This is a genomic window from Chloroflexota bacterium (assembly GCA_026706485.1).
Classification (GTDB): Bacteria; Chloroflexota; UBA11872; order UBA11872; family UBA11872; genus JAJECS01.
On the sequence record JAPOYR010000009.1, the window covers coordinates 43,635 to 67,149 of the forward strand.

22 protein-coding genes and 1 riboswitch are annotated in these 23,515 nt (G+C 66.2%); of the genes, 13 read left to right on the forward strand and 9 right to left on the reverse strand.

What is annotated here, in order from left to right; genetic code table 11:
* The first annotated feature begins 250 nt into the window (after positions 1–250).
* Together OXG79_07035 and OXG79_07040 are read left to right on the forward strand one after the other, a co-directional pair.
* Entirely contained in the window at positions 251–1,384 is a 1,134-nt protein-coding gene (locus tag OXG79_07035) for a phytanoyl-CoA dioxygenase family protein (GenBank protein ID MCY3783523.1), read from the forward strand.
* Positions 1,385–1,453: 69 nt separating this feature from the next.
* On the forward strand, positions 1,454–3,295 hold the full coding sequence (locus tag OXG79_07040) for a gamma-glutamyltransferase family protein (GenBank protein ID MCY3783524.1): 1,842 nt from the start codon (positions 1,454–1,456) through the stop codon (positions 3,293–3,295).
* A 110-nt stretch (positions 3,296–3,405) separates the two neighbouring features.
* Here the strand turns inward: OXG79_07040 and OXG79_07045 are convergent, their stop codons facing one another.
* Complete coding sequence (locus OXG79_07045; GenBank protein ID MCY3783525.1) at positions 3,406–4,218, reverse strand: M14 family metallocarboxypeptidase; 813 nt, start codon at positions 4,216–4,218, stop codon at positions 3,406–3,408.
* A 306-nt stretch (positions 4,219–4,524) separates the two neighbouring features.
* Positions 4,525–5,316 carry a VOC family protein gene (locus tag OXG79_07050; protein ID MCY3783526.1) on the reverse strand — a complete coding sequence of 264 codons (792 nt, stop codon included), beginning with the start codon at positions 5,314–5,316 and terminating at the stop codon, positions 4,525–4,527.
* Between the two features lie 332 nt (positions 5,317–5,648).
* On the opposite strand from OXG79_07050, the gene OXG79_07055 reads away from it, so the two are divergent.
* Together OXG79_07055 and OXG79_07060 are read left to right on the forward strand one after the other, a co-directional pair.
* Complete coding sequence (locus OXG79_07055) at positions 5,649–6,122, forward strand: MarR family transcriptional regulator (GenBank protein MCY3783527.1); 474 nt, start codon at positions 5,649–5,651, stop codon at positions 6,120–6,122.
* Positions 6,119–6,607 (forward strand): MarR family transcriptional regulator, encoded by a 489-nt coding sequence (locus OXG79_07060; GenBank protein ID MCY3783528.1) that lies wholly within the window; start codon positions 6,119–6,121, stop codon positions 6,605–6,607. The genes OXG79_07055 and OXG79_07060 overlap by 4 nt, the downstream gene beginning before the upstream one ends.
* A 136-nt stretch (positions 6,608–6,743) precedes the next feature.
* Here the strand turns inward: OXG79_07060 and OXG79_07065 are convergent, their stop codons facing one another.
* The 4 genes from OXG79_07065 to OXG79_07080 all read right to left on the reverse strand — a co-directional run bounded on the left by OXG79_07065 (position 6,744) and on the right by OXG79_07080 (position 8,437).
* Positions 6,744–7,178 carry a hypothetical protein gene (locus OXG79_07065; GenBank protein ID MCY3783529.1) on the reverse strand — a complete coding sequence of 145 codons (435 nt, stop codon included), beginning with the start codon at positions 7,176–7,178 and terminating at the stop codon, positions 6,744–6,746.
* 99 nt (positions 7,179–7,277) lie between these two features.
* Entirely contained in the window at positions 7,278–7,784 is a 507-nt protein-coding gene (locus OXG79_07070; GenBank protein ID MCY3783530.1) for an NUDIX domain-containing protein, read from the reverse strand.
* 3 nt (positions 7,785–7,787) lie between these two features.
* Positions 7,788–8,219, reverse strand: a complete 432-nt coding sequence (locus OXG79_07075; GenBank protein MCY3783531.1) for a type II toxin-antitoxin system VapC family toxin — start codon at positions 8,217–8,219, stop codon at positions 7,788–7,790.
* Complete coding sequence (locus tag OXG79_07080) at positions 8,216–8,437, reverse strand: hypothetical protein (protein MCY3783532.1); 222 nt, start codon at positions 8,435–8,437, stop codon at positions 8,216–8,218. The genes OXG79_07075 and OXG79_07080 overlap by 4 nt, the downstream gene beginning before the upstream one ends.
* Positions 8,438–8,646: 209 nt before the next feature.
* A riboswitch (cobalamin riboswitch) is annotated at positions 8,647–8,831 on the forward strand.
* A 91-nt stretch (positions 8,832–8,922) separates the two neighbouring features.
* Here OXG79_07080 and OXG79_07085 point away from each other — a divergent pair.
* The 9 genes from OXG79_07085 to OXG79_07125 all read left to right on the forward strand — a co-directional run bounded on the left by OXG79_07085 (position 8,923) and on the right by OXG79_07125 (position 19,939).
* Positions 8,923–10,002, forward strand: coding sequence for an iron chelate uptake ABC transporter family permease subunit (locus tag OXG79_07085; GenBank protein ID MCY3783533.1), 1,080 nt, complete (start codon positions 8,923–8,925; stop codon positions 10,000–10,002).
* Positions 10,003–10,398: 396 nt separating this feature from the next.
* On the forward strand, positions 10,399–11,346 hold the full coding sequence (locus tag OXG79_07090) for an ABC transporter substrate-binding protein (GenBank protein MCY3783534.1): 948 nt from the start codon (positions 10,399–10,401) through the stop codon (positions 11,344–11,346).
* Between the two features lie 3 nt (positions 11,347–11,349).
* Positions 11,350–12,252: an ABC transporter ATP-binding protein gene (locus OXG79_07095; GenBank protein ID MCY3783535.1), complete on the forward strand. Its 903-nt coding sequence runs from the start codon at positions 11,350–11,352 to the stop codon at positions 12,250–12,252.
* Positions 12,249–12,824: a cob(I)yrinic acid a,c-diamide adenosyltransferase gene (gene cobO / locus OXG79_07100; protein MCY3783536.1), complete on the forward strand. Its 576-nt coding sequence runs from the start codon at positions 12,249–12,251 to the stop codon at positions 12,822–12,824. Before OXG79_07095 ends, cobO begins: the two co-directional genes overlap by 4 nt.
* Positions 12,825–12,826: 2 nt before the next feature.
* On the forward strand, positions 12,827–13,888 hold the full coding sequence (cobT, locus tag OXG79_07105; GenBank protein MCY3783537.1) for a nicotinate-nucleotide--dimethylbenzimidazole phosphoribosyltransferase: 1,062 nt from the start codon (positions 12,827–12,829) through the stop codon (positions 13,886–13,888).
* A 4-nt stretch (positions 13,889–13,892) separates the two neighbouring features.
* Positions 13,893–14,645 carry an adenosylcobinamide-GDP ribazoletransferase gene (locus tag OXG79_07110; protein ID MCY3783538.1) on the forward strand — a complete coding sequence of 251 codons (753 nt, stop codon included), beginning with the start codon at positions 13,893–13,895 and terminating at the stop codon, positions 14,643–14,645.
* Positions 14,646–14,692: 47 nt separating this feature from the next.
* Positions 14,693–15,328, forward strand: a complete 636-nt coding sequence (locus tag OXG79_07115) for a histidine phosphatase family protein (GenBank protein MCY3783539.1) — start codon at positions 14,693–14,695, stop codon at positions 15,326–15,328.
* The gene (gene cobU, locus OXG79_07120) at positions 15,325–15,900 is read left to right on the forward strand and encodes a bifunctional adenosylcobinamide kinase/adenosylcobinamide-phosphate guanylyltransferase (protein ID MCY3783540.1); all 576 of its coding nucleotides are present in this window, start codon (positions 15,325–15,327) and stop codon (positions 15,898–15,900) included. Before OXG79_07115 ends, cobU begins: the two co-directional genes overlap by 4 nt.
* Before the next feature lie 697 nt (positions 15,901–16,597).
* On the forward strand, positions 16,598–19,939 hold the full coding sequence (locus tag OXG79_07125; GenBank protein ID MCY3783541.1) for a hypothetical protein: 3,342 nt from the start codon (positions 16,598–16,600) through the stop codon (positions 19,937–19,939).
* A gap of 63 nt (positions 19,940–20,002) precedes the next feature.
* On the opposite strand, the gene OXG79_07130 is transcribed toward OXG79_07125, so the two are convergent.
* From OXG79_07130 to OXG79_07140, 3 genes are read right to left on the reverse strand one after another with little or no spacing between them, the layout of a single operon-like run.
* Positions 20,003–20,935, reverse strand: a complete 933-nt coding sequence (locus OXG79_07130; GenBank protein ID MCY3783542.1) for a GHMP kinase — start codon at positions 20,933–20,935, stop codon at positions 20,003–20,005.
* Positions 20,932–22,458, reverse strand: coding sequence for a cobyric acid synthase (locus OXG79_07135; GenBank protein ID MCY3783543.1), 1,527 nt, complete (start codon positions 22,456–22,458; stop codon positions 20,932–20,934). Before OXG79_07135 ends, OXG79_07130 begins: the two co-directional genes overlap by 4 nt.
* Positions 22,451–23,509 carry a histidinol-phosphate transaminase gene (locus OXG79_07140; protein MCY3783544.1) on the reverse strand — a complete coding sequence of 353 codons (1,059 nt, stop codon included), beginning with the start codon at positions 23,507–23,509 and terminating at the stop codon, positions 22,451–22,453. The genes OXG79_07135 and OXG79_07140 overlap by 8 nt, the downstream gene beginning before the upstream one ends.
* Positions 23,510–23,515: the final 6 nt, after the last annotated feature.

A 23,515-nucleotide genomic window follows, 5' to 3' on the forward strand; every position in this document is an offset into this window, starting at 1 on the left:
CCGCGCCGCCGGGTCGGGCAGCAAATCTGATGTGGCGAGGACGGGTCAAGCTCGAGATAGCGGGCCAGACTCCGGCAATCGCGTCGTGGCATTCGCAGTGCCTGGCGCCAGCCGGTAACGCCTCGCCGCCAAATGGCACGCATCGGATCGAAAAAAGACCGGCGCGCGTGGCAGTTTTACTCCCCAGCCGCGCGTCGATAGGCCATAATCAAGCATCCGCACACTCGTCTCTCAACGAGGCAGGGATCCCATGGCAACGCCATCCAACAGCGTGGCGCAGGTTCCGCGGCTCACCACCGAGCAGATCGCCCAGTTCAAGCGCGACGGCTTCCTGGTCTTGCCGGCAGTGCTCGACCTCGAGCTCTGCCGCCAAACCCGCGAGCAGATGTGGGAGCTGATCGCCGAGCACCGACCCAGCATGAAGCGGGACGACCCCGCGACCTGGCTGCCCTTCTCCGACGAGGAGCGGGAAGGCTACAAGCGTCCCGAGGGCGGCGGCGACCCCTACTTCGGCGGCGGCGGCCACCGGCTCTACATTCGCAACGGTGCCGAAGAGCTGCTGCTCGACCTGGCGCCCCGCGCCATGTTCGACATCGCGGAGCAGCTGCTCGGCGACGGTGAGGTCATCTGGCCGAACGGTCTCGACGAGACCAACACCACCATCGGCCCGGCGCTCTTGACCGAGGACCACATCACCAGCATGGAGGTCCACCTGGGTCCGGAGTCCGACAAGTGGCTCGGCAAGGCCACGCGCAAGACCGAGCAGCTGCGCCTGCCCAAGACCGGTCCCGTGTGGGCGACTGCCCAGGGATCGCGTGGTCTCTATTGCACGCTGCCCAACAGCCCGGGCGGCCGCGTCAACAAGTACCCGTACGCCAAGGTCCAGCCGAGCGCCAGGTACCCCTCGGCTCACGCGGCGGAAGGCATGTATGAGAGCCGGCGGCGGCTCCAGATCGCGGCCTACTTCGACGATCTGCCGCTTGGCGCCGGCGGTCTGCACCTGTGGCCCGGCAGCCATCAGCGGATTTGGGACCGGTGGTCCGCGATGCACCGCGGCGACATCCCGTCCAACGACGACTGGCTGAGCTTGCGGCATTCCGCGGGCAAGTTCGACGGCTACGTCACGCCGCCGATCTCGGAGATCAAGGAAGACACGCCGGTCGTGGACACCCACGGACCCTGCGGCTCGGTGGTCCTCTGGCACGCCAACATGCTGCACATGGCGGGGCAGAACACGAGCAGCGACATCATCCGTCAGGCCACGATCTACGCCTACGACAAGACCGAGGAATCCCTCCCGGACGAGCAGGCGTTGGCCTACCCGGACGGCGACCTCTGGCGCGACTGGTCCGACGAGCTGCGCGCGACCGAAACGGCGAGCTAGACCTATCGACGTGAGGACGCCGGCCACCGCACGCGGTGGCCGGCGTCCTCCGCGATGGTTCAGTAGCCCATGACGGTCACGACGTTTCTCGGCGACGACAGCCCCGGGCAGCGGCCGGCGCATGCCACGCGCCCGGTGGTCATGGGCCGGCGCGGCGTCGTCACGTCGGGTCACTATCTGGCCACGGCCGCTGGCTTCCGCATCATGGAGCAGGGCGGCAATGCCATCGACGCCGCCGCGGCGATGTGCTTCTGCCTCAACCTGCTCGAGCCCCAGAGCAACGGGCTGGCCGGCGAAGTGCCGACGCTCATCTACTCGGCGCGCGAGCGCAAAGTCTACGCGCTCAGCGGCATGGGCTGGTCGGCGCAGGCGTTCACCATCGACTGGTGCCGCGAGCACGGCATCGATCTCATCCCCGGCGACGGCTATCTGCCGGCCTGCGTGCCCGCCGTGGTCGGAACGTGGACCGCGGCCTTGGCCCGCTTTGGAACCCTGAGCTTCGCCGAGATCGCGCAGCCCGCCATCGAGTTGGCCGAGCATGGCTTTGCCGTCTACCCGGGCCTGCACGACAGCCTGGCGGGCAACGAAGCCAAGTACACCGAGCTTTACCCCAGCACCGGCGAGGTCTACTTGCCGTCGGGGCGTGCGCCCGAGGTCGGCGCCCTGCTTCGCAATCCCGCGTGGGCCGAGACGCTGCGCATCCTTTGCCGCGCCGAGCAGGACGCTGCCGGTCGCGGGCGCGTGGCCGGCATCGAGGCCGCGCGCGACGCCTTTTACAAGGGCGAGATCGCCGAGCGCATCATCGACTTCATCACGGCCAACCCAGTCGAAGACGCCAGCGGCTCGGCGCACTCGGGCCTCCTCAGTTACGAGGACTTCGCCGAGTGGGAGGCGGATTTCGAGGAGCCCGTCAGCTTCACCTACCACGGCCTGGAGGTCTCGAAGTGCTCCAGCTGGACCCAGGGCCCGGTGTTCGTGCAACAACTGTCGCTGCTACAGGGGATCGATCTGGCGGCGATGGGCCACAACTCGGCGGACTACCTGCACACAGTGATCGAGTGCTCCAAGCTGGCCTTCGCCGACCGCGAGGCCTACTACGGCGACCCGCGCTTCGACGACGTGCCGTTCGACCGGCTGCTATCCGAAGACTATGCCGCTCAACGCCGCTCGCTGGTCGGCGAGCGGGCGTCCCTGGAGATGCGGCCCGGTGATCTCGGGAACGGCGTGCCGACGTACGCCACCATCGACGTGGCCGAGGACAACCGCCAGGCCTTGCAGCTCGAGGCCCGCGAGGTGCGTGACCTCGGCCTCGGCCACGCGCACCTGGGCGACACCACCCACCTGGACGCCGTGGACGCCGAGGGCAACATGGTCGCGGCAACCCCCAGTGGCGGATGGCTGGGCACCTCGCCGGTGATTCGCGGGCTGGGGTTTCCGCTGGGCACGCGCGGCCAGATGTTTTACCTGAATCCGGCGCGGCCCAATGCCCTGGCCCCGCGCAAGCGACCCCGCGCCACCCTCACGCCATCGCTCGTCATGCGCGACGGCGAGCCCTACATGGTGTTCGGCACGCCCGGCGGCGACGGTCAGGACCAGTGGACGCTGCAATTCTTCCTCAACCACGTCCATTTCGGCATGAGTCTGCAGGAAGCGCTGGACGCGCCCACGGTGCACTCGGTGCACTTCCCGTCGTCGTTCTACCCGCGCCAGGCCTATCCGGGTCGCGTGGTGGCCGAAGGTCGAATCGACACTGAGGTAGTTGCCGAGCTGGAGCGACGCGGCCACGAAATCGAAGTGACCAACGGCTGGGCCAACGGCAAGCCCATGGCGATCCAATACGGCGGCCCCGACGGCGTCATTGCCGGGGCGGTATCCGCCAAGGGCGCTATCGGCTACGCGCTGGGGTGGTAGGCGCGCTGCCCTGAGTCCCCTCTCCCACAGGGCGAGGGTTGGGGTGAGGGGCCTCGGGGGCTTGGGACTGGGCTGGCGACCTCGCTGAATGCCTCGGGCAGGGGTGGGTTTCAAACCCGCTCCTTCGCCGCGGACCAGGTTCCCGCTCCGCGCGCGAACGTCAGCAACTCCAACAGCCGCTCCCGCGCCGCGTGCTGCATCGCCACCCGAGTGGCCAGCTCGATCTGCCCCGGCGTCTCGGTGGTCATGCCCGAGCGCATGCCCAGCGAGTACAGGTAGAACGGCAGCGGCCAGTCGCCGCCCTCCATGTACTCCTGAAACGCTTCCTCCCGTGATCGGTCCTCGCCCACGGAGATCAAGCCGCCCGAGACCGGCGTCTCGTCCACCTCCGACTTGCCGGTGACCGGGCCGCGCTCGGCCACGGCCTCCACGATCTCCGGATGCCATGCGCGGTCCTCGAGGAATGCGTAGACGTAGAACCCGTCCTCCTCCGGGTCCTCGTGAGCGTCAATGAAGGCGTCGAACGCGTCGTGCTCGATCATCGCCCGCAGCACCCGTACTTCCGGCACCTCGTCGCGGTCGTACGTCCGGTTGATGTCAATGCCGTCGGCGTTCTCCCGGGTTCCCAGCGCGCAGCCGGTGGGGTTCAGGCAGGGGAAGACGCTGAATGCAATGCCCGGGTGGTCGGCCCAGCGACGCCGTTCGAGGAACTCGAGCACTGAGATGAACCCCGCGGGCTCGTCCCCGTGGACGCCGCCAAACAACCCCACGTGCGCCAGCGCCGGAGTCTGCGGCGCCACGTCCACGCGCAGGAGATCCAGGCCCAACTCGTCGATTGGGTGTCGGGACAGCGTCAGCTGCGGCGCGTCGCAGGCCGCAACCACCCGCGCCACGATTTCGGCATAGCTAGCTGGCGGTTGCATGAGTGCCTCATGAACTCCTTCCCCTGCGATGGGGAAGGTTGGAGCCTGCCCCGCACTCGATACGGGCATGGGGGTCGGCGGCCCCGTAGCGTACCTGCTGCGGCGCGCGTACCTCAGTCACAAATCCACCATTTCGGGAGGCTTGGCACGGTTCGCGGTCGGCATGCCTCGTTCGTGGAGAGCCCGTCGGCAGGATCTATCGGACCGCCGCCCAATTCCGTCATTCCCGCGGAGGCGGGAATCCACCTTGCCTCCCGCAACGGCTGGCGCAGGGGCAACGCTAGAGGGACTCGGCCGGGCCGTCCGTCATTCCGGCTGCGTGAGCCCGAATCCCGCCCCCTGCGGGTCCAGCAGGAAGGCGATGCGGCCCACCATGGCGATGTCCATGGGCGGAAGGGCAACGTCGCCGCCCTTGGCGACCGCCTTGCTCACCATGGCCTCGACGTCCGTCACCTGGAAGTAGACGCTCCAATGTGCGGGAATGTTCTGCTCTCGCAAGTGCTCGGGCATCGCCATTGTTCCGGCCACGCCAACGCCATCGGACAGGAAGATGGTGTAGTCGCCTCCCTGCGCCATCGTCATCGTCTCGGACTCCATGCCCAGCAGCTTCGTATAGAACGCGGTGGCGGCGTCCGGGTCCTGGGTCAGGAGCTCGCACCAGTGGATCGTGTTCGGCTCGGATTTCACGCCGGCGCCAATGTGCCCCTTGGCCTGCCAGAACGCCACGTGCGCGCCCGCGGGATCGCTGATGATGCTCATGCGGCCTGCCTCGAAGACGTCGAACGGCGGCGCGCCGACCGATCCCCCCAGTTCAGGCACCCGCGCCGCGATGGCGTCCACGTCGTCAACCGCCAGGTGGATCATCCAGTGCGGCGGAATGCCCGCCTCTCGCTGGTCCTGCGGCTGTTCGTACATGCCGCCCACGAACGCGCCGTCCACCATCGCCATCGTGTAAAAGACGTTGCCGCTCTCGTCCATCGGGTTGTCCTGGCACTCCCACCCGAACAGGTCCGCATAGAACGCCTTGGCCGCCGCCTGATCCGTGGTCGCCAGGTCGACCCAACAGGGGGAGCCTTGTGTATGGCTGGTGATCTTCATCGACAGTTCCAATGCCTTTCAATTGGAGGGCTCTGCAGCGTAGTGAATGAGAACGCTCCGAGGTCATGCTGACCAGGCAACACGCGGGAGCGGCCTGGACGGAGAATAGCCCAGATCCTCGCCGGTTCGCTCGACGACGAATCGAGCCTCACTAAGGGTCTGGGAATCTCTCACTCGCCCGTCAAGTAGTTGCCAGACTAAACAGAACTAATCCCAGATTAGTGGCACGTCCCGCATCTTTCGATCGAGTGCGCCCAGGCACCAATATGCTACGATCTCAGGGCTGCCGCTTTGGAATCGTAAGATTCGTTGCCGAATGGTCACGAGTTAGCTTGGAAGGCCAGCAATTCGACCCGTCGGTGCATGCCCAAGCCGTTCAATTGCAGGATGGATTGAGGCGACTGACGCTGGCCATTGTCGAAGGACTCCGGCAGCAACTGGGCCCGTATCAAATCGATGCGGTGGAATACACGATTCTCGGGGTTTGCCTCGCTACTGGACCAACTACGATCAAGGACTTGCAGTCGATGCTTCCAATTGACTACACGCAAATTAGTCGGACGACATCTAGACTCGAGGACAAGGGTCTCATGGCAAAGGCGCACCTCGCGGATGATCGGCGCATCGTGAGAGTTGAAGTGACGGATAGAGGCCGGGAGCTGATGCCGGAACTCATGCAGAGCGCCCTGAGGTTCTACAAGGGCCTTGTGGGCGACATTAGCCAAGAGGAACTCGCGGCATGCACGGCCGTCATGCAGAAGCTGTCAGCGTCAGGAGAGCCGGCGGAATCTGGTGGAGCCCAGTGAAGGACGAGATTCAAGACGAGATATTGCAGGCGCAGATCGGTCATCTGCAGGAAAACATCATGAGCGTCGTGCACATGATGTACCGCGGCATCGAAGAAGAGTTGGCGCAAGACCGACTCGCTGTGGGCGTCTACTCGGTGCTTGCTGTGTGCTTCATGAACGAGCCAATCACGGTTTCGGAAGTCCAGAAACACGTTGCGCTGGATACCGGACGGATTAGCCGGATCGTGTCCAACCTCCAAGAGAGAAACTTCGTGCGAAAGTCACGCCTTCAAACCGACCGGCGGATGGTGTCGATTGAAATGACAGACGAAGGCCGCGATATCGCGGCACGTGTCATGGCAAAAATAGATTCATTCTATGTTACGACCATGAGTCGAATCACTGATGACGAACTATCGCAGTTAATCGCGTTTATCGAAAAAATGCTGGCGAATGCCGATCGCGTTCGCTATGAGATGAGCGAAAAAGCCGCGCGAGCATAGCTGCTTGGTCCTAGCCGCGATTTCGTTGCGGGTTGGTGCGCCGCAAGCCTAGGGATCTCGCGATGACGGGCGACTCGAGCGTCGCCCTGCACTATCCGCGCAGGTGTGTGGAATTAGGTTGTCGACGGACGCTTGGCTATCCGGCTTTCCCGGAAGCCTCGCTCAGCAGCTGGTGCCCCGTGACGCCCAGCAACACCGGCAACGTGACGTCGAGGAAGATCCACAGCAGCTCCGAGCTGTGCGCCGGATCGGCAAACTGCACGCCGAACCAGTTCCACAGCAGCGCCAGGAGGAATGGAACCGAGAAATAGAACAGGATGTTCGCTTCCAGGTACTCCCGGGTCACCGTCTGGTCGGACAGGGCGGCGCACATGCGCTGTTTGCGCAGGAATGTCACCACTACCGTGAGCGCCACGGCGATCACCTGCAAGGGATTCATGACGCTCCACGCGGCCAGCGAAGCGTCCTCCCATGCCGGGTCGTAAAACCGCGTGACGAGGAAGTGGATGGCCACCATGGCCCCCACGCCAAACAGGTAGACAGCGATCAGCCGCTTCAGGTTTGCCGCCATGAGACCCTCCCAACACCGTCGGTGCCCCGCGGCCAGCGGCGCGTCCACCGCCCCGGGCTTCGGTCCGCTGGCGATTCTTGCACAAGGCTGGATGGTGGCTCACACGCCCGTGTCAATCGGCTCGCTCGGCGGGTCGCCTGCCAACAGTGGCGGGAGCAATGCCGCGAGGCGGCCGGGTACGAAGGTCTCATCCGACTCTTGCACCTCGTCGACCGTCCACCAGCGGTGCTCGCGAAACTCCTCGAGCTCCGGGCCCTCCATGTGGCTCGGCGTGGTTCGAATTTGATCGGTGCGCGCCAGGAAATAGCGCTCCCGCCAGTCGTACCAGCGCCCGTGCCACTGGGCCACGTGCCGGCGATGCCAGACACATGGGCCGACACTGATGTTGCGGATGCCGGTCTCCTCGGCGCACTCGCGCGTGGCGGCCTGTTCGGCGGTCTCGCCCGGTTCGATCAATCCGCCGGGCATGTGCCAAAACGACTCCGGGCCGTGGTCGCCGCCGGGAGTGACCGTCGCCAGGATCAGCAGCACGCGGTCACGGGAATCGAGCAGAATCACCCGCGCCGTCGGCCGCACGAACGGGTCGTCAGGGTCGCCCAGGGGCATGGCTCAGGAATCTGGTCCTCGGCCCGATCTCGCGCCCGTCGGAAGGATCTCGACCGTCGCCCTGCAGCCGGGCAGGTCACGCAGGGCGGCATCACACGAAACCAACGGTGCCACGAGGACCTCGGCCAGCGCCAGATACAGGCCGTCGTAGAACGTCACGTTTGATCGGAGCGCAAATGCCCTGGAGAGCAACTCCGCATGCGGAAATCGCTGGATTGGCAGCCTTCCCAAGTCCTCGAGCGACGCGTGGGCAAGGGCGACAGACACTTCGCCCCGCAGGGCTAACCGGCGCAGAGCCTGACCTACTTCGGCGTCTAGCAGATGTGGTGCGCAGATCGATTCGCGACGGGCAAATCGCCGCGCCAGTGAATCGCCCGCAGGACTCCCGGATCCCAGCAGCATCTCGACGACTGCCGACGCGTCGGCAACGATCACCGCCGCTCGCGCTCAGACCGAATTATTTCAGCCGGCGACTCGGAGAGCTGCGGGCGCTCCCGCGCGGCGATGCGCGCCAACACCTCTTCAACAGGGGGAACCGACAGGGCATGCTCCAGCTCGCGAAGCATGAAATCCGAGAGGCTCAGTCCGGCGCGGGCGGCGCGCGCCTTCGCCTCGCGATGCACCTCGTCTGGGACGTTCCGCACTTGAATCATCTTCGGCATGTGACAAACAGTAACACATGTGCATCACATGTTTGCTGGTTGTCCACCGTCTGCCGATGACAGGATTCGCCCGGCTGATGATCCCTGTCCGGCAATCGTCGGGTGGAATGTAGAGCGGTCGCAATCGCGGCTGCGACCCGCCACGGTGGCTGTTTGACAGGCCTCGACGATGCCGGAAATACTTCGCGCCAACTGAATACCCAAACACCGTTCGTTCAGGTGCCCACCTAGGGAGAATAGGGAAGGCGGTGAAAATCCGCCGCGGTTGCGCCACTGTAAGCGGGATTTTGGAGCCGGAACCCACTGTCGACCGTCAGATGGGAAGGGCCCGGCAGACCACCTAAGCCCGTAAGCCAGGAGACCTGCCTGAGCGAGAGGTGACCACTCTCCGCCATAGAGAGGGTCCTCGCGGTCAGGTCGTTGCACCTGGCACACGGAAGCCCAGGTCTCCAGCGGAGAGCCGCTGGAGGTGAGGCTTGCTCGGGGCCGCGCGACCGACGTCGCTGCGCAACTATCGCCAGGCTGGCATCTCAATCCGCCTCGTCGTTGGCGGCGCCGTGCTCGCGGCGCTCGCGCTTGCGGCGGCCCTGGTTTCGCTCAGCCTGGGGCCGGTCGACATTCCGGTCGACCACGTGGCGTCAATCGTGCTCTCGTTTGTCGGGATCGAGCTCGCCGACGTCGGCCGCACTGAGCACCTCGTCATCGAGCAAATCCGGCTGCCGCGAATCCTGGTGGGCGCCGTGGTCGGCATGGCGCTGGCGGTTGCAGGCGCCACCATGCAGGGACTGTTTCGCAACCCGATGGCCGACCCCGGGATCATCGGGGTTTCCGCGGGCGGCGCACTCGGCGCGGTGATTGCGATTGCCACCGGCGCGACGGGCTTGTTCTTCTTGGCCCTGCCGGCCTTCGCCTTCGTTGGCGCTCTTGCCGCCACGTTTCTCGTCTACGGCATTGCAGCCGTCGGCGGCCATTTCTCCATGGCCACTCTGTTGCTGGCCGGCATCGCCGTGAATGCGTTTCTCGGCGCGATCGTCTCCACGATCATCATCGTCCTGCCCGACAACGAAGCGCTGCGGGAAATCCTGTTCTGGCTCGCGGGCGGCCTCGACTCGCGCGCCTGGGAACACGCGCAGATCTCGGCGCCGCTGATTCTGGTCGCCACAGCCGTCATCCTCCTGGCCGCTCGCGACCTCAATCTGCTGATGCTGGGCGACGACGAGGCGCGCGCCATGGGGGTTCGAGTCGGCCTGACGCGCGCCATGCTGCTCGCCGCCTCGGCGCTGGCAACCGGTGCGGCCGTGGCCGTCAGCGGGACTATCGCTTTCGTGGGCCTGGTGACGCCCCACATTCTGCGGCTGGTGCTGGGCCCCGATCACCGGGTGCTGATTCCGCTCAGCGCTATTGCCGGCGCGGTCTTCGTGATCGTTGCCGACACCGTCGCTCGGACCATCGTCCAGCCCGCGGAATTTCGGGTCGGCGTGCTCACGGCATTCGTCGGCGCGCCGTTCTTCGTCCTTCTGCTGATTCGAAACAAACGTCAGGCGCAGGCGCTGTGAGGCGCAAGCAACGGAAGGGCCGCCACTTGCCATCCCCTTAGCCACTCACCTTCCCGCGTCCGCACTCGCCGTGAATCGGCATCGCCCCAAGGTTGACCCAACGACGGGGTCGGCCCACCGAAAGGACTGCCCGTAGACATGCATCGACTTCGCACTCTCGCCGTGCTGACCCTAGTCCTCGTAGCGCTCGCACTGGCTCTCGCGGCCTGCGGCCCAGATCCGGAAACGTCGTCAGCAACTGAGGCGGTTGCGGCGACTACCCCGGCACCGACCGTGGAGCCGACTGCCGCGCCAACCCCGACGCAGACCGCGGCGCCAACCGCCGCACCGACTCCTACCCAGACGGCAACGCCGACGCCCGAGGCAACCGCTGAGCCGACTCCGACCGAGGACGCGATGGCGCTGTCGCCGGAGGTTGCGCGGGCGTTTGAGAGCGTTCGCGGCATCGTCGACCCCACCAACTTCAGCTGGCCCCGCGAAGTCGAGGGGCTGAACGGCGTGGTCAGCATCCCGTTCAAGCCGCTGCGCATCATCACGGCCTCGGTTGGGCACGATGAAATGACCCTGGCCCTTGTCCCGCTGGATCGGCTCGTGGCGGTCGGCAGCGCCTCTCAGAACGCCACCTACTCAAACGTCGCCCATTTGCTCCAGGACAAGACCCAGATCTCCCGCGACCCGGAGACGATCATTGCCGAGGCGCCGGACATCGTCGTCACCAGCCCATTCTTCTCGGCCGACGGCGTCGAAGCCCTCTCGAAGGCCGGCGTGCTGGTGATCCAGACTGAGCTGAAGCATGACCCGGAGGCCCGCATCAACAACATCCTCTTGATGGGCTATATCTTCGGGGAAGAAGAACGAGCGGTTCAGTTCGCGACCGAGGTGCGCGACCGGTATGAGGCCCTCATTGCCGTGACCGGCGCCGTCGAAGCCCGCCCGCGCGTGCTTACGCTCACCCAGTACTCCGACAAGCTGTGGGTGGCTGGTGCGGACTCGACCGAAGGCGGCGTCATCGAAGCGGCGGGCGGATTGAACGCGGCGGCCGACGCCGGGGTCGAAGGCAATCAGACCACCAGCCTCGAAGGCGTGATTGCCATGAATCCTGAGATCATCGTGATCGCCCAGCCCAAAGAGTTCGGAGCGGAGGAATTCAGGCAGAGCCTCTTTGACAATGAGGCGCTGGCCGAGCTTCCGGCAATCAAGAACCAGGCTGTTCACATCGTCGAGGGCAAGCACTTCACGACGCTTTCGTACTGGAACATCCGGGGCGCCGAGGACCTGGCGCGGCTCCTGTGGCCCGAGGACTTCGCCGATTTCGAGAGCCCACCGTTTAGTCTGGCGGAATAGCCCATGACGCAAGTGGCACCATCCACGGCGCTCCGCGCCGACGATCTGAGCTTCCGAGTCGAAGCCCAATCGCTCTTGGAGCGGGTGAACGTGAGTGCGGATCAGGGTCAGCTGGTTGGCGTCATCGGACCGAACGGCGCAGGGAAGTCCACGCTTCTCCGCGCTATGGCGGGTGTCCTTCGTCCGTGCGAAGGCGGAGTTTGGCTCGAGGGCGCGGACCTGGCGTCACTCTCGGCCAAGGAGGCTGCGGCCAAGCTGGCGCTTGTGCCGCAGCTCGCCCCCTACACCCATGGCTTCACGGTGCGCGAGCTCGTGCTCATGGGGCGTTACCCCCATCTGGGGCGGTTTCAGATCGAGGGTCCGGCCGACGACGACATTGCTCGAGAGGCCATGCGCTTGACCGAGACCGAGGAATTCGAGTCACGGTCGCTGGACACGCTGTCCGGCGGCGAGCGCCAGCGCGTCTTCGTTTCGCGAGCCCTGGCGCAGCAGCCCCGCGTGCTCTTACTGGACGAGCCGACCGCGAACCTGGACGTATTGCATAAGCTGCGCGTGCTGGATCTGGTCCGTCGACTCGTGGATGAGGGGCTGACGGCAGTGGCCGCCATCCACGACCTCAGCATGGCGGCGCGATACTGCGATCGCTTGATCCTGCTCGCTTCCGGCCGGGTGCTTGCCGAAGGAACCCCGGAGGAGGTGCTGGTGCCGGAGATCATCGAATCCGCGTTCGGCGTTGAGTCGGCCGTCTACCGCGATCCCGTCACGGGATCGCTGGCGATCAGCGTGATCGGTCCATCCGAAAGCAACGGAGCTCCGACCCCAGCCGCCGGCGCCAACGGCCAGAGCGACCGTGAAGACGCTCCGGCCGACGCCGTCGCACCGAGCGCGACTGCAGGCCGAGCATGAGCGGCCGCGATCCACACACGCCGCCCGCCGAGGTTGCCAAGACCCGTCGCAAGCGCCACGGGCTGGTGATCGTCAACACCGGCGAAGGCAAGGGCAAGACCACGGCGGCCCTAGGGGTGATCTTTCGCGCCTGGGGACGGGATTTCAAAATCCGCATGTTCCAGTTCATCAAGCACACCGGCGCCACGTTTGGCGAACACCGCGCGGCCATGCGGCTCGAAATCCCCATCGAGGCGCTTGGCGACGGGTTCACCTGGCTCTCCAAGGACATGGATCGCACCCAGGCCCTGGCCGTGGAGCAGTGGGGGCGTTGCAAGGAAGCCATCCTGGAGGGTGAGGAAGACATCCTCGTGCTTGACGAGTTCACCTACACCATGCACTACGGATGGGTGCCGGTGGCCGACGTCGTGGACACCCTCAAGCAGCGACCGGCGCGCATGCACGTCATCATCACGGGGCGCTATGCGCCGCAGGAGCTGATCGATTGCGCCGACCTCGTGACCGAAATGCGGATGATCAAGCACCCGTACCGCGAGCAGGGCATCCGCGCCCAGCAGGGGATTGAGTTCTAGTCGTGACGCTCGGCGGCGTCGTCGGCAACGTCCGTCCCGCTGACCGTCGGGCGCGGCGGGCAGCACGACAGCGCCAGCAGCGACTCACCAAGCCCCCGGGCAGCCTGGGACGGCTGGAGGACCTGTCGGTCCAACTGGCGGGCATCTTCGGAACCGACCGGCCAACCGTGGGGAATACGACGCTCATCGTGGCGGCTGCCGATCACGGGGTGGTGGCGCAGGGCGTCACCGGCTATCCCCAGGCGGTGACCGCCCAGATGGTGCTGAACTTCCTGGCCGGCGGCGCGGCCATCAATGTCATGGCGCGGTCCCGCGGTGTGGACCTCGTCATCGTCGACGCCGGCGTGGCCGTTCCGCTGCCTGAGCATCCGGACCTCCGCGTCGTCGCGCCGGGGCGGGGCACTGGCGACATCACCCAAGGGCCTGCCATGCCCCGCGACCAGGCGGAAGCCTGCATTCGGGCCGGCGTCGATCTGGCCATGGCGGCCGCTGAGCGCGGGGCGGCCATCATTGGCACGGGAGACATGGGCATCGGCAACACCACATCCGCCAGCGCCATCACCGCCGCCGTCACCGGTGCGTCTCCCGAGCGAACGACGGGGCGCGGCACGGGACGCACCGACCCCGAGCTGGCGCACAAGACTGCCTGTGTCGAGCGCGCCCTGGACGTGAATCAACCGGACCCTGCCGACGGATTGGACGTGCTCACCAAGGTCGGCGGCTTCGAGATCGGCGTGCTGGCCGGCGTGGCGCTTGGCGGGGCGCTGGCACGGCGAGCAGTGGTGCTGGACGGATTTGTGTCGGGCGCCGCGGCCCTCATCGCCCACAGCCTCTGCCCCACCGTCGGCGACTACCTCATCGCCGGCCACGTCTCGGCTGAGCGCGGCCACCGCATCGCCCTCGAGCACATGAAGCTCCAGCCGCTGCTCGATCTCGGCATGCGGCTCGGCGAGGGCACGGGCGCGCTGCTGGCGGCGGGATTGGTCGAGGTCGCCGCCGCCTGCCTGAGCGACATGGCCACCTTCGACGAGGCCGGCGTGTCCGACCGCGAGCCGGCGAACTGACTCCGTGAGAAACCTGCGGCTCGCCATTGGATTCTTGACGGTGCTGCCGTTCGCGCCGAGGCATGCGGGACCCATGGGGCCGGCGCGCGCCTATTTCCCGCTCGTCGGCCTCGGGCTCGGCGGGATCCTGGCAGGCTTGGACCTCGCCGCGCGCCAAGTCTTGCCCTTACCGGCGGTGGGCGCGCTGCTGGTCGCGGCCCTGCTGGCTCTGACGCGTGCCATCCATACCGAAGGATTCTTGGATACCTGCGACGGAGTGCTCGGCGGACGCGACCGCGAGGCGCGGTTGGAGATTCTGCGCGACTCCCGCGTCGGCGCGTTCGCCGTCGTTGGCGGTGCGAGCCTGTTGCTGCTGAAATGGACCCTGGTGACGGGAATCTCCGACGCGGAACGCACCAGCCTCCTGGTCCTCTTCCCCTGCCTGTCGCGCTGGGGCATCGTGGCCACCATGGGTGTGTTTCCCTATGTCCGATCCCAGGGCCTCGGTACGGCGTTCCAGGCCGGCGCCAGCTGGCGTCAGCTCGTGATGGCCCTCGCCACGGCCGCGCTGGCCGGTTGGCTGCTCCTGGGCATTGCGGGGATTCTTCTGCTGGGGATCGCTACGGGAGTCGCGCTGGGACTCGGCTGGTGGTTTCGGCGCCTGCTCGGCGGCATGACCGGGGACACCTACGGCGCCACCAATGAGGTCGGGGAAGTGGCGGTCCTGCTGCTGGGCCTCAGCGTGGCGCCGGCGCTGGTCGACGCCCCGTTCTGGTAAGTGACGCAATTGATTATTGGCGCCGGCGGGCGTTCGTAGGAGGGACGATGGGTCACTGGTATCTCGTGCGTCACGGCGAAACCGACTGGAACCGCACCGAGCGGATTCAAGGCCAGGTGGACGTGTCCCTGAATGCCACCGGCAGGCGCCAGGTGAGCCACTTGGCAAAGCGGCTGACAGACCTCCCCTTCGATGCGATCTACAGCAGCGATCTCGCGCGGACCCACGAGACCGCCCAAATCATCGCGGCGGACCGTGACATCGCGATCGCCACCGATCCGGACCTCCGCGAGTTTTCCTTTGGCGAGTGGGAGGGCCTGACGGCGGAGGAGATCGAGGCCCGGCGTCCAGGCGCGCTGTCCGAGCGGATCAGCGCGGGCAACGAGGCATTTGCCGCCCCGGGCGGCGAGAACACCTGGCAGGTGCTGGACCGGGTGCGACGATTCTGCACCCGTGCCGCCGAGCGCCATGATCCGTCGGAGGACATCCTGATCGTCGCCCACGGCGGATCGATTCGCGCCCTAGCCGTCGCCTTGCTGGACCTGGCGGTCACCGACTTCTGGCGCTTTCGGATCCACTGCGCCAGCCTGGCCATCATCCGGAATCACTCGGACGGACGCACGCTCGTTCGGTGGAACGACATCAGCCACTTGCCCGCCGAGGACCGTGATACTCCAATATGAGCAAGCGGCTGACCCTGGTGCTGGGCGGCGTGCGCGCCGGCAAGAGCCGCCATGCACAGACGCTGGCGCAGACCGGGCAACGCGTGCTGGTCGTGGCCACGGCGGAGGCCGGCGACGCGGAAATGGCCGCCCGCATCCAGGCCCATCGGGCGGAGCGACCCGAACACTGGGACACGCTCGAAGAGCCGCTCGACCCGGCAGCGGCCCTGGTTCCGCGCCTGCCCGACTACGACACCGTGCTGCTCGACTGCCTCACCCTCTGGGTCAGCAATCTGCTGCTCAGGCCCGCCGACGAGAGCCAGGCCCGCCCGGACATCTCGGGCGAAGCCGACCGTCTGCTCAAGCTCTACGAAGACGGCGACGCCTCCTGGATCGTCGTCAGCAACGAAGTAGGCCTCGGCGTCATCCCGGCGAATGAGCTGGCACGCGCCTTCGCCGACGAGCTGGGGCGCGTCAACCAGATCGTCGCCGCCGCGGCGGACGACGTGATCGTGATGTACGCCGGGGTGCCGGTGAACATCAGCACCCTTGCCTCGGCCCGAATGCCCGGAGAAGGAACGGGCGGGCGGTAACCACGGTCGTTCCACGCCCGCTCGCGGAAACCTTTGCATAGCTCGTCCGTCACTCCTGCGAAGGGAGACCCTTTCGTAACCGCTCCGTAATTCCCGCGAAGCCTGTCCCCGCGCAGGCGGGGAGCGGGAATCCACCCTTCGCTGAATCTGGGGACTGCCGGGATTCCTCCGACCAACCTACGTCAGACTGGATTTTGCAAAAGCCCCCGACGGCGGGAATCTAGCGGCCGCTGAACCTGCTGACCCGCAGAGAGGGACGGTTCGCGATCCGTCCCTACCTCTTTGTTCAAGGGACTCCTCGCGCGGCGACGACGCTTCGATCAAAAGACCAAGGTTGTCCCGCGAGCCGAGGGAACGATTGACCACCGAACCGCGTATTGTCTCTTGGGGGAGGCAAGAGGTGATGGCCCGGCCAGGCATGCGTGCGAAACCATCGGCGTCACGCTCGATTCGCAGACTGCTTACGACCGTCGGATTGGCGGTCATGCTGGCTGGGGCCGTCTGCGACGGCGCGCCGCCCGCCGAACAGCCAGGTCTCCGGCCGCCGGCGGTTCCCCTGTCCACCGCCCAGACGGGCGAGCGCCCGCTTGCCGAAGGGGACACGTCGCAGCCGGGGCGCGAGCCCGCGTCGCCGGCGACTCTGGCTCCGGTCCCGACACGAAATGACCATATTCACGATCAAGCGGTCGCGGCCAGGTTGCGGCCCGCAGTCACGGCGGCCACCGCACGGCCGGCCGTCACGGTGGACACCGAAGGCTGCGAAGGCCGCGCCGTACCGGATCCGCAAGCCGATCCCGGCTTGGTCAGCGACTGCCGCACTCTGCTGCGGATTCGCGACGTGGTGATGCCGGACGGATCGTTGAATTGGAGTCCCACCACGCGAATGTCCAAATGGGAGAGCATCTACATTGACGGGAGCCCACCCCGTGTGCACGGGCTCTATCTGTACGGCGAGTATCGGGGCGGGATGATTCCGCCCGAGCTCGGCAGCCTCACGGAATTGCGCTACCTGGAGATCAGCAGCATCGGCGCGACAGGCGAGATTCCGCCGGAACTCGGCCAGTTGACGGAGCTGCGGAGACTCAGCCTCTGGGGAAACAGCCTGACGGGGACAATTCCCGTGGCGCTGACACAGCTGACCAACCTGACGGAACTGACCCTCGGCCTCAACCAGTTGAACGGGGAGATTCCACGGGAATTGGGCAACCTGACGAGGCTGGAGGTGCTGAGCCTGTTGGGCAACCAGTTGACGGGCTCGATCCCGGCGGCCTTGGGGGAATTGGAAAGCCTCAGGGGGCTGCACCTCGGAGAAAACCGGCTCACCGGGGCGCTGCCGGACACGCTGGGGAGCTTGGCAGCGTTGCAAGTGCTGCGGGTCGACCACAATCAGATTTCAGGCCCGATTCCGCCAGCGTTGGGCCGACTAACGAGCCTGACCGAGATGTCCCTGGCAAACAACCGGCTGAGCGGCTCTGTCCCGTCGGCGCTCGGTCAGCTGAGGGATCTGCGTGAACTCGATCTGTCTGGGAACGCTTTGACGGGGTCGGTCCCTACCGAGTTGACCAAGCTTTCCAACTTGTGGCGGCTGGACCTCAGCCGCAACCAGCTGACCGGCGCCATGCCAGAGGCGTTGAGTGAGTTCGCGAATCTGGCGCGGTTGCGGCTGGCCGGCAACCAGCTGACGGGGTCGATTCCCGCGGCGCTGGGCCATATGTGGGGATTGGGGGAGCTGGACCTCTCCAGCAACCAGTTGACGGGACCAATACCCGCGGACCTCGGTCAACTGCGGTCGCTCGGGATTCTCAACCTCGCCAACAATCAACTGACGGGGCCAATCCCGGTGGAATTGGGCCAATTGGACAACCTGACCATTCTCAACCTCGCCAACAACCAGTTGACGGGCGCCATTCCGTCGGCGCTCGGTGAGCTGGCCGTGTTGGAGCAGCTTGGCCTTGCCGGCAATCGGCTCACGGGCTGCATTCCAGCGGCTCTGGCAATCGTTCGCGAAAATGACGTCGGTCCTCCGGAGCATCCGTTTTGCGGCGTGCCGACCCCGGCGGACGGCGTTGGGGACTCCGCGGGCCCAGTGAGCGGTCCCTGCGCGGATGGCGCAGCCGTGCCGCAGCCGCAGGCTAATCCCGGCCTCGTGCGTGACTGCGCGACGCTGTTGAGCATTCGCGACTCCTTGGCTGGCGCCGCCGGGCTCCACTGGAGCGCTGATCGCGCCCTCAGCACCTGGCTAGGGGTGGTTGTTGGCGGCACGCCGTCGCGCGTGCAGGAGCTGGACCTCTATCAGCGTGGACTGTCGGGTACCGTCCCGGCGGCACTGGGCGAGCTGGCCAGTCTGAGGAAGCTGAATCTCAGCTCAAACAATCTCACGGGCGAAATCCCAGAGGAGCTGGGCCGGTTGGTCAGGCTGACGGAGCTCGACCTCGCCGGCAACGAGCTGACTGGTGCCATTCCGGCGACCCTGGGCAGGCTGATTAACCTGAGAGAGTTGGATATCCACGACAATCAGCTCACCGGCGAGATTCCGCCGGACGTGGGCCACCTCTTCCAGCTGCGAGCGCTCAGCCTTGGAGGAAACCAACTCACGGGGTCTATCCCGGCGGAGCTGGGCCGGTTGACCGATTTGGCCGAGCTGCTGCTCGGCAGCAACCAGCTGACCGGTGCGATTCCGGCGACGCTCGGCAACTTAACAAAACTTTGGTGGCTGTCCCTTGGCCACAATCAGTTGTCTGGCGGCATCCCGGCGGAGTTTGGCCAACTGGTCAACCTGGCGTGGCTGTACCTTGGCGCAAACCAGCTGACCGGGCCGATTCCACCAGAGCTTGGCGAACTGGTGAAATTGGACGAGCTCTGGCTCTACGACAACCAGTTGACCGGTCCGATCCCGGCGTCGCTAGGACGCCTCACCAAACTGGGGACGCTCTATCTCCACGGAAACCAGTTGTCGGGGCCGATCCCGGCTACGCTGGGCCAGCTGGAAAGGGTGTGGGAGTTCAAGCTCTACGACAACCAGTTGACCGGTCCGATCCCACCCGAATTAGGCGATTTGGCGAATGTGTCGGTTCTCGGACTATCCAACAACCAGTTGACTGGCACCATCCCGCCGGAATTGGGAAATCTGCCGAAGCTGACGGGCCTTGGTCTTGCTTTCAACCGGTTAACGGGGGCTATCCCGCCGGAACTGGGCAACTTGCCGAAGCTGACGGGCCTTGGTCTCGCTTCCAACCAGTTGACTGGGACTATTCCAGCGAACTTGGGCAACTTGGTGAATCTGACGGCGCTGGACCTCTCGAACAACCAACTCACGGGCCCCATCCCAAACGAAATGTCTCGACTGACCCAACTCCACCACCTGATCCTTCACAACAACCGGCTCACGGGGACGATTCCGACGGAGTTCGGCGAAGTCAGAAGCCTGACGCGGCTGCACCTCGACCACAATCAGTTGACCGGGCCGATTCCTGCGGAGTTGGGCACGCTTCGCAATCTTGACGAGTTGCGCCTAGGGGCCAATCAACTCACGGGAACAATTCCCCAGGAGCTTGGCCAGCTGCGATCCCTAAGGCGGCTGATGCTTGACGACAACCAATTGACTGGCCCGATCCCCGCAGCACTTGGGCAACTGACTGAACTCAGCGTGCTGGACCTGAGTTCCAACCAGTTGATGGGGCCGATTCCGGCGGAGCTGGGCGGGCTGGAAAGGGTGTACGAGCTCCGCCTGGCAAACAATCAGCTCACCGGACCGATTCCAGGTGAGCTCGGCGAAATGCGGAGCCTTCAATTCCTGCATCTCAACGACAACCAACTGACCGGTGAAATCCCCGTGGAGTTGAGCGGCCTGATCAGCATGAGCAAGCTGGATCTCAGCTCTAACCAGTTCGAAGGCCCCATTGCGCCCGCGTTGGGGCGGTTGGGCAATCTTCAGTTTCTCCGCGTCGGAAACAATCAGCTCACGGGCTGCTTGCCGGTGGTCTGGAAAAAGATCCCCGACAACGATGTCGAAGCTGACGGGCTTTCCTTCTGCGGGTAGCCTAAGCAGTCCCCATCGCTGCTCGGACTCTGACCGAGGCGGTCGATTTCGGGCGTGCGCACCCTAGCGACGCGCGGCGCCGCTGCCGCCAGCAACCACACCCCCGCCGACGACTCGGCGGTCATGCACCGCGACGAGGCCCGGCAGGCGAGTCCGCGCGTGGTGCGCGGCCCAGCCGATGCGGTCGGCGTCGTCCGCGAAGAGCAGCCCCAGCACGGTGCCGCTGTGCGCGACGTTGACGCCGACGGCTCCGGCGGCCTGTGCCAGCTCGAGCACCGTCGCGAGCTGCGGCTTGGGGAGCACCGCCTGGTTCGCCAGGCTGCTCAGCGTCGCGCCCTCGCCGACGAGCTTTGCGTCTCCGTCGGCCAATCCGGCTGTGATGAGGTTCAGGGCGTCGCGAAACCGCGAGGCGTGGGATCGAAGCTCGGCGCGTCGGTCCACCGCGTTGAAGGCCTCGGTATCGACCTCGTCGGCAAACTCCAGCGCGAGGACGCGCATCGGAGGCGGGTCTCCCAGCGACCGGGCCACACGACCGCCGCGGTGATCGAAGAGCGCGATGCCGGGCAGCATCACGCCGTCGCTTGGCTCCACGTACAGCGCCAGGTCGGCCTGTTGCCGCGGCGACACCGCCGCGCCCAAGGCCGCCGCCGTCGCACCGATGGTCGCCGCCACGTCGGCCGTGCTGCTGGCCATGCCCTTGGCTCGCGGCAGCGACCTCTCCAAGCTCAGGCGAGCGTCCAGGTCTCGATGCCCGAGAAACTCCAGCGCGAGCGCCACGGCCCGGCGGGCCTTGGGAGCGTTGGCGGGACCGTCGACACATCCGGCGCCGTCCGATACCTCAACCGTCGCCGTCGAGCCCATGTCGATGGGACAGGTCACCATCACGGTCGTGCCGTCCAACTCGCCCTGGGCTAGCTCGCCGCAGGTGCCCGGCGCCCAAGCCACGCCGCGCGCGACGACGCCTTCGGCCGGATCAGCGCAGAGCGATGAAGTCACCGCTCGAGACCTGTCAGGCCATAGATCAATCCCATGTCGAGGTGCTCACGCACCAGCGACGCCAGCTTGTCGTACTCGGCGTTCGGCTCGATGTCGTCATGGTCGGTCGGCAGGCTGAGCCCGCGCCGCGCGCCGGCGCAGGCCAGAATCGAGCGGCGCACGTCCCGATTGTGAAAGAGGCCGTGCAGATAGGTGCCCAGCGTCAGGCCTTCGGCATCCATTGCCCCGTCCGAGAAGTCGATGCGTTGTCCAGACTGCTCCTCCACCAAAAAGGGACTGGAACAGTCTGTGGCCGTGGTCACCCCCATGTGGATTTCGTAGGCGACGACCTGCGCGCCCCTGCACCGGCTCAGTAGACCCTGGCTCCCGGCGACCCGCGCCTTGACCTGATACGTCGCCTTGTCCGAATGAAATCTAGTAGTGGCCGGCAGGAGCCCCAGGCCCGGCGTCTCTGCTGCCCGCGATTCAACCGAGTCCGGATCCAACAGCCGCTCGCCAAGCATCTGGTAGCCCGCGCAGATGCCGATCACCGGCATCCCACGGCGACGCGCCTTCGTGATGCGGTCGGCCAGGCCCCGCTCACGCAACCAGCCAAGATCGGCCACCGTGGTCTTGCTCCCGGGGATGACCACCAGGTCCGGATCGCCAAACTCAGACGCCCGTGCCACGAGTCGCACCCGCACCCCGGGCTCGTGCCGCAGCGGATCGAAGTCGTCGAAGTTGGCGATTCGCGGCAGCCGCATCACGGCAACGTCGATTGCCGCCTTGTCGTCGATCGTTGGGTCTGCCACCAGACCGACCGAATCTTCCTCCGGAATGTGGATGTCCGTGAAATACGGCACCACGCCCACCACCGGTGCGCCGGTGCGTTCGCGCAGGAACTCCAGGCCCGAGTCCAGCAGCGAGGGATCGCCGCGAAACTTATTGATCACGTGCCCGCCGACGAGCGCCCGCTCCTCCGGCTCCAGAAGCTCCATCGTCCCGACGAGCTGGGCGAAGATCCCGCCGCGATCAATGTCGCCCACCAGCAGCACCGGCGCCTGGGCGTGGAGCGCGACCCGCATGTTGACGATGTCGTGCTGCTTGAGGTTGATCTCCGCGGGGCTCCCGGCGCCCTCGATCACCACAACGTCAAACTCTGCTCGCAACCGATCGAGCGCCGCCGTTACCGTCGACCACATCTCGGGCTTGAGTTGCTGGTACTCGCGCGCCGAGGCGGCGGCCTGCGGCCGGCCCAGCAGCACCACCTGGGAGCGGCGGTCGCCCTCGGGCTTGAGCAGGATGGGGTTCATGTCCACGCTCGGGGCCGCCAGCGCCGCCGCGGCCTGCACCGCCTGGGACCGGCCAATCTCGCCGCCGTCGGGCGTGGCGTAGGAATTCAGGGACATGTTTTGCGCCTTGAAGGGCGCAACCTGAAATCCGTCCTGGGCGAAGATGCGGCACAAGGCCGTCGCCACGACCGACTTGCCCGCATGCGACGACGTGCCCTGGACCATCAGCACTTTGGCGCGGCGGCTACCCATGCGCCAGCACGTCCCGCAGCGCCGCCACGAGCCGGGCGCACTCCTCGGGCCGGCGCACGGCAATGCGAATGAAGTCGGGCAGGCCAAACGACGTGCAGTCCCTCACCAGGATTCGCCGACGCAGCAACGCACGGCGCACACCGGCGGCATCGCCCACCCGCACCAGCATGAAGTTGGCGGCCGAGGGAACCGCCGGCACGCCCAGGGCGGCAAGCTGTGCCTGAAGCTGGGCCTTGGATTCCGCGATGACCTCCCGCGCGGCGGCCACGTGTGCCGCGTCCGCGAGCGCGGCAAGGCCCACTGCCTGCGCCACGGCATTCACGCTCCACGACGGCTGGAGATGACGGCTGGCTTCAACCACCGGCGGCGGCGCCGCCATGTAGCCCAGCCGCACGCCGGCCACCGCATGGTCCTTGGTCATTGAGTGCAGCAACGCCACATTGCCGCGTTGCAGCAGCGGCAGCGCGTCCCATCCGGCGTCGGCCAGCGGCACGTATGACGTGTCCAGCGCCAGCAGCCCGTCCGGGCCCACGGCCGCGCACAGCCGCTCCACGGATTCACGATCCAGGTAGACGCCGGTGGGATTGTTCGGGTTGCACAGAAACACCAGCGCCGGACGCGTTGCCGCGATAGTCTCCACCGCCGCGTCGATGGACCACCGAAATCCATCCGCCGCGGCGGACACCACAAACTCCATGTGCGCGCCGGTAGCATCCGCCGCCGCTTCGTACTCTCCGAATGTCGGCGCGAACACCAGGCAGGTGGACCAAGGCGGCACATGGGCGTGAGCCAGCAAGTGGATCAGCTCCGTCGATCCGTTGCCAACCAACAGCTGATCGACGCCGACGCCAAGTCTGACGGCCAGCGCCTCACGCAGAATCAGGCACTCACGATCGGGATAGGCCGAGAGGTCCGCCTCGGCCGCGGCCTGCCGCACTCGCGGCGACGGTCCCAGCGGATTGATATTGGAGCTGAAGTCCAACACCTGGTCACGCGTCAGGTTCGCGGCACGCAATTCGGCGGTGTCGAATCCCCCGTGCACCGTGGACATGTTGGG

Bases quoted from the DNA above. Each gene is read 5' to 3' on its own strand.
- OXG79_07035 (MCY3783523.1), top strand. From the start codon at position 251: ATGGCAACGCCATCCAACAGCGTGGCGCAGGTTCCGCGGCTCACCACC.
- OXG79_07040 (MCY3783524.1), top strand. From the start codon at position 1,454: ATGACGGTCACGACGTTTCTCGGCGACGACAGCCCCGGGCAGCGGCCG.
- OXG79_07045 (MCY3783525.1), bottom strand. From the start codon at position 4,218: ATGCAACCGCCAGCTAGCTATGCCGAAATCGTGGCGCGGGTGGTTGCG.
- OXG79_07050 (MCY3783526.1), bottom strand. From the start codon at position 5,316: ATGAAGATCACCAGCCATACACAAGGCTCCCCCTGTTGGGTCGACCTG.
- OXG79_07065 (MCY3783529.1), bottom strand. From the start codon at position 7,178: ATGGCGGCAAACCTGAAGCGGCTGATCGCTGTCTACCTGTTTGGCGTG.
- OXG79_07070 (MCY3783530.1), bottom strand. From the start codon at position 7,784: ATGCCCCTGGGCGACCCTGACGACCCGTTCGTGCGGCCGACGGCGCGG.
- OXG79_07080 (MCY3783532.1), bottom strand. From the start codon at position 8,437: ATGATTCAAGTGCGGAACGTCCCAGACGAGGTGCATCGCGAGGCGAAG.
- OXG79_07090 (MCY3783534.1), top strand. From the start codon at position 10,399: ATGGCGCTGTCGCCGGAGGTTGCGCGGGCGTTTGAGAGCGTTCGCGGC.
- OXG79_07095 (MCY3783535.1), top strand. From the start codon at position 11,350: ATGACGCAAGTGGCACCATCCACGGCGCTCCGCGCCGACGATCTGAGC.
- cobO (MCY3783536.1), top strand. From the start codon at position 12,249: ATGAGCGGCCGCGATCCACACACGCCGCCCGCCGAGGTTGCCAAGACC.
- OXG79_07115 (MCY3783539.1), top strand. From the start codon at position 14,693: ATGGGTCACTGGTATCTCGTGCGTCACGGCGAAACCGACTGGAACCGC.
- cobU (MCY3783540.1), top strand. From the start codon at position 15,325: ATGAGCAAGCGGCTGACCCTGGTGCTGGGCGGCGTGCGCGCCGGCAAG.
- OXG79_07135 (MCY3783543.1), bottom strand. From the start codon at position 22,458: ATGGGTAGCCGCCGCGCCAAAGTGCTGATGGTCCAGGGCACGTCGTCG.
- OXG79_07140 (MCY3783544.1), bottom strand. From the start codon at position 23,509: ATGTCCACGGTGCACGGGGGATTCGACACCGCCGAATTGCGTGCCGCG.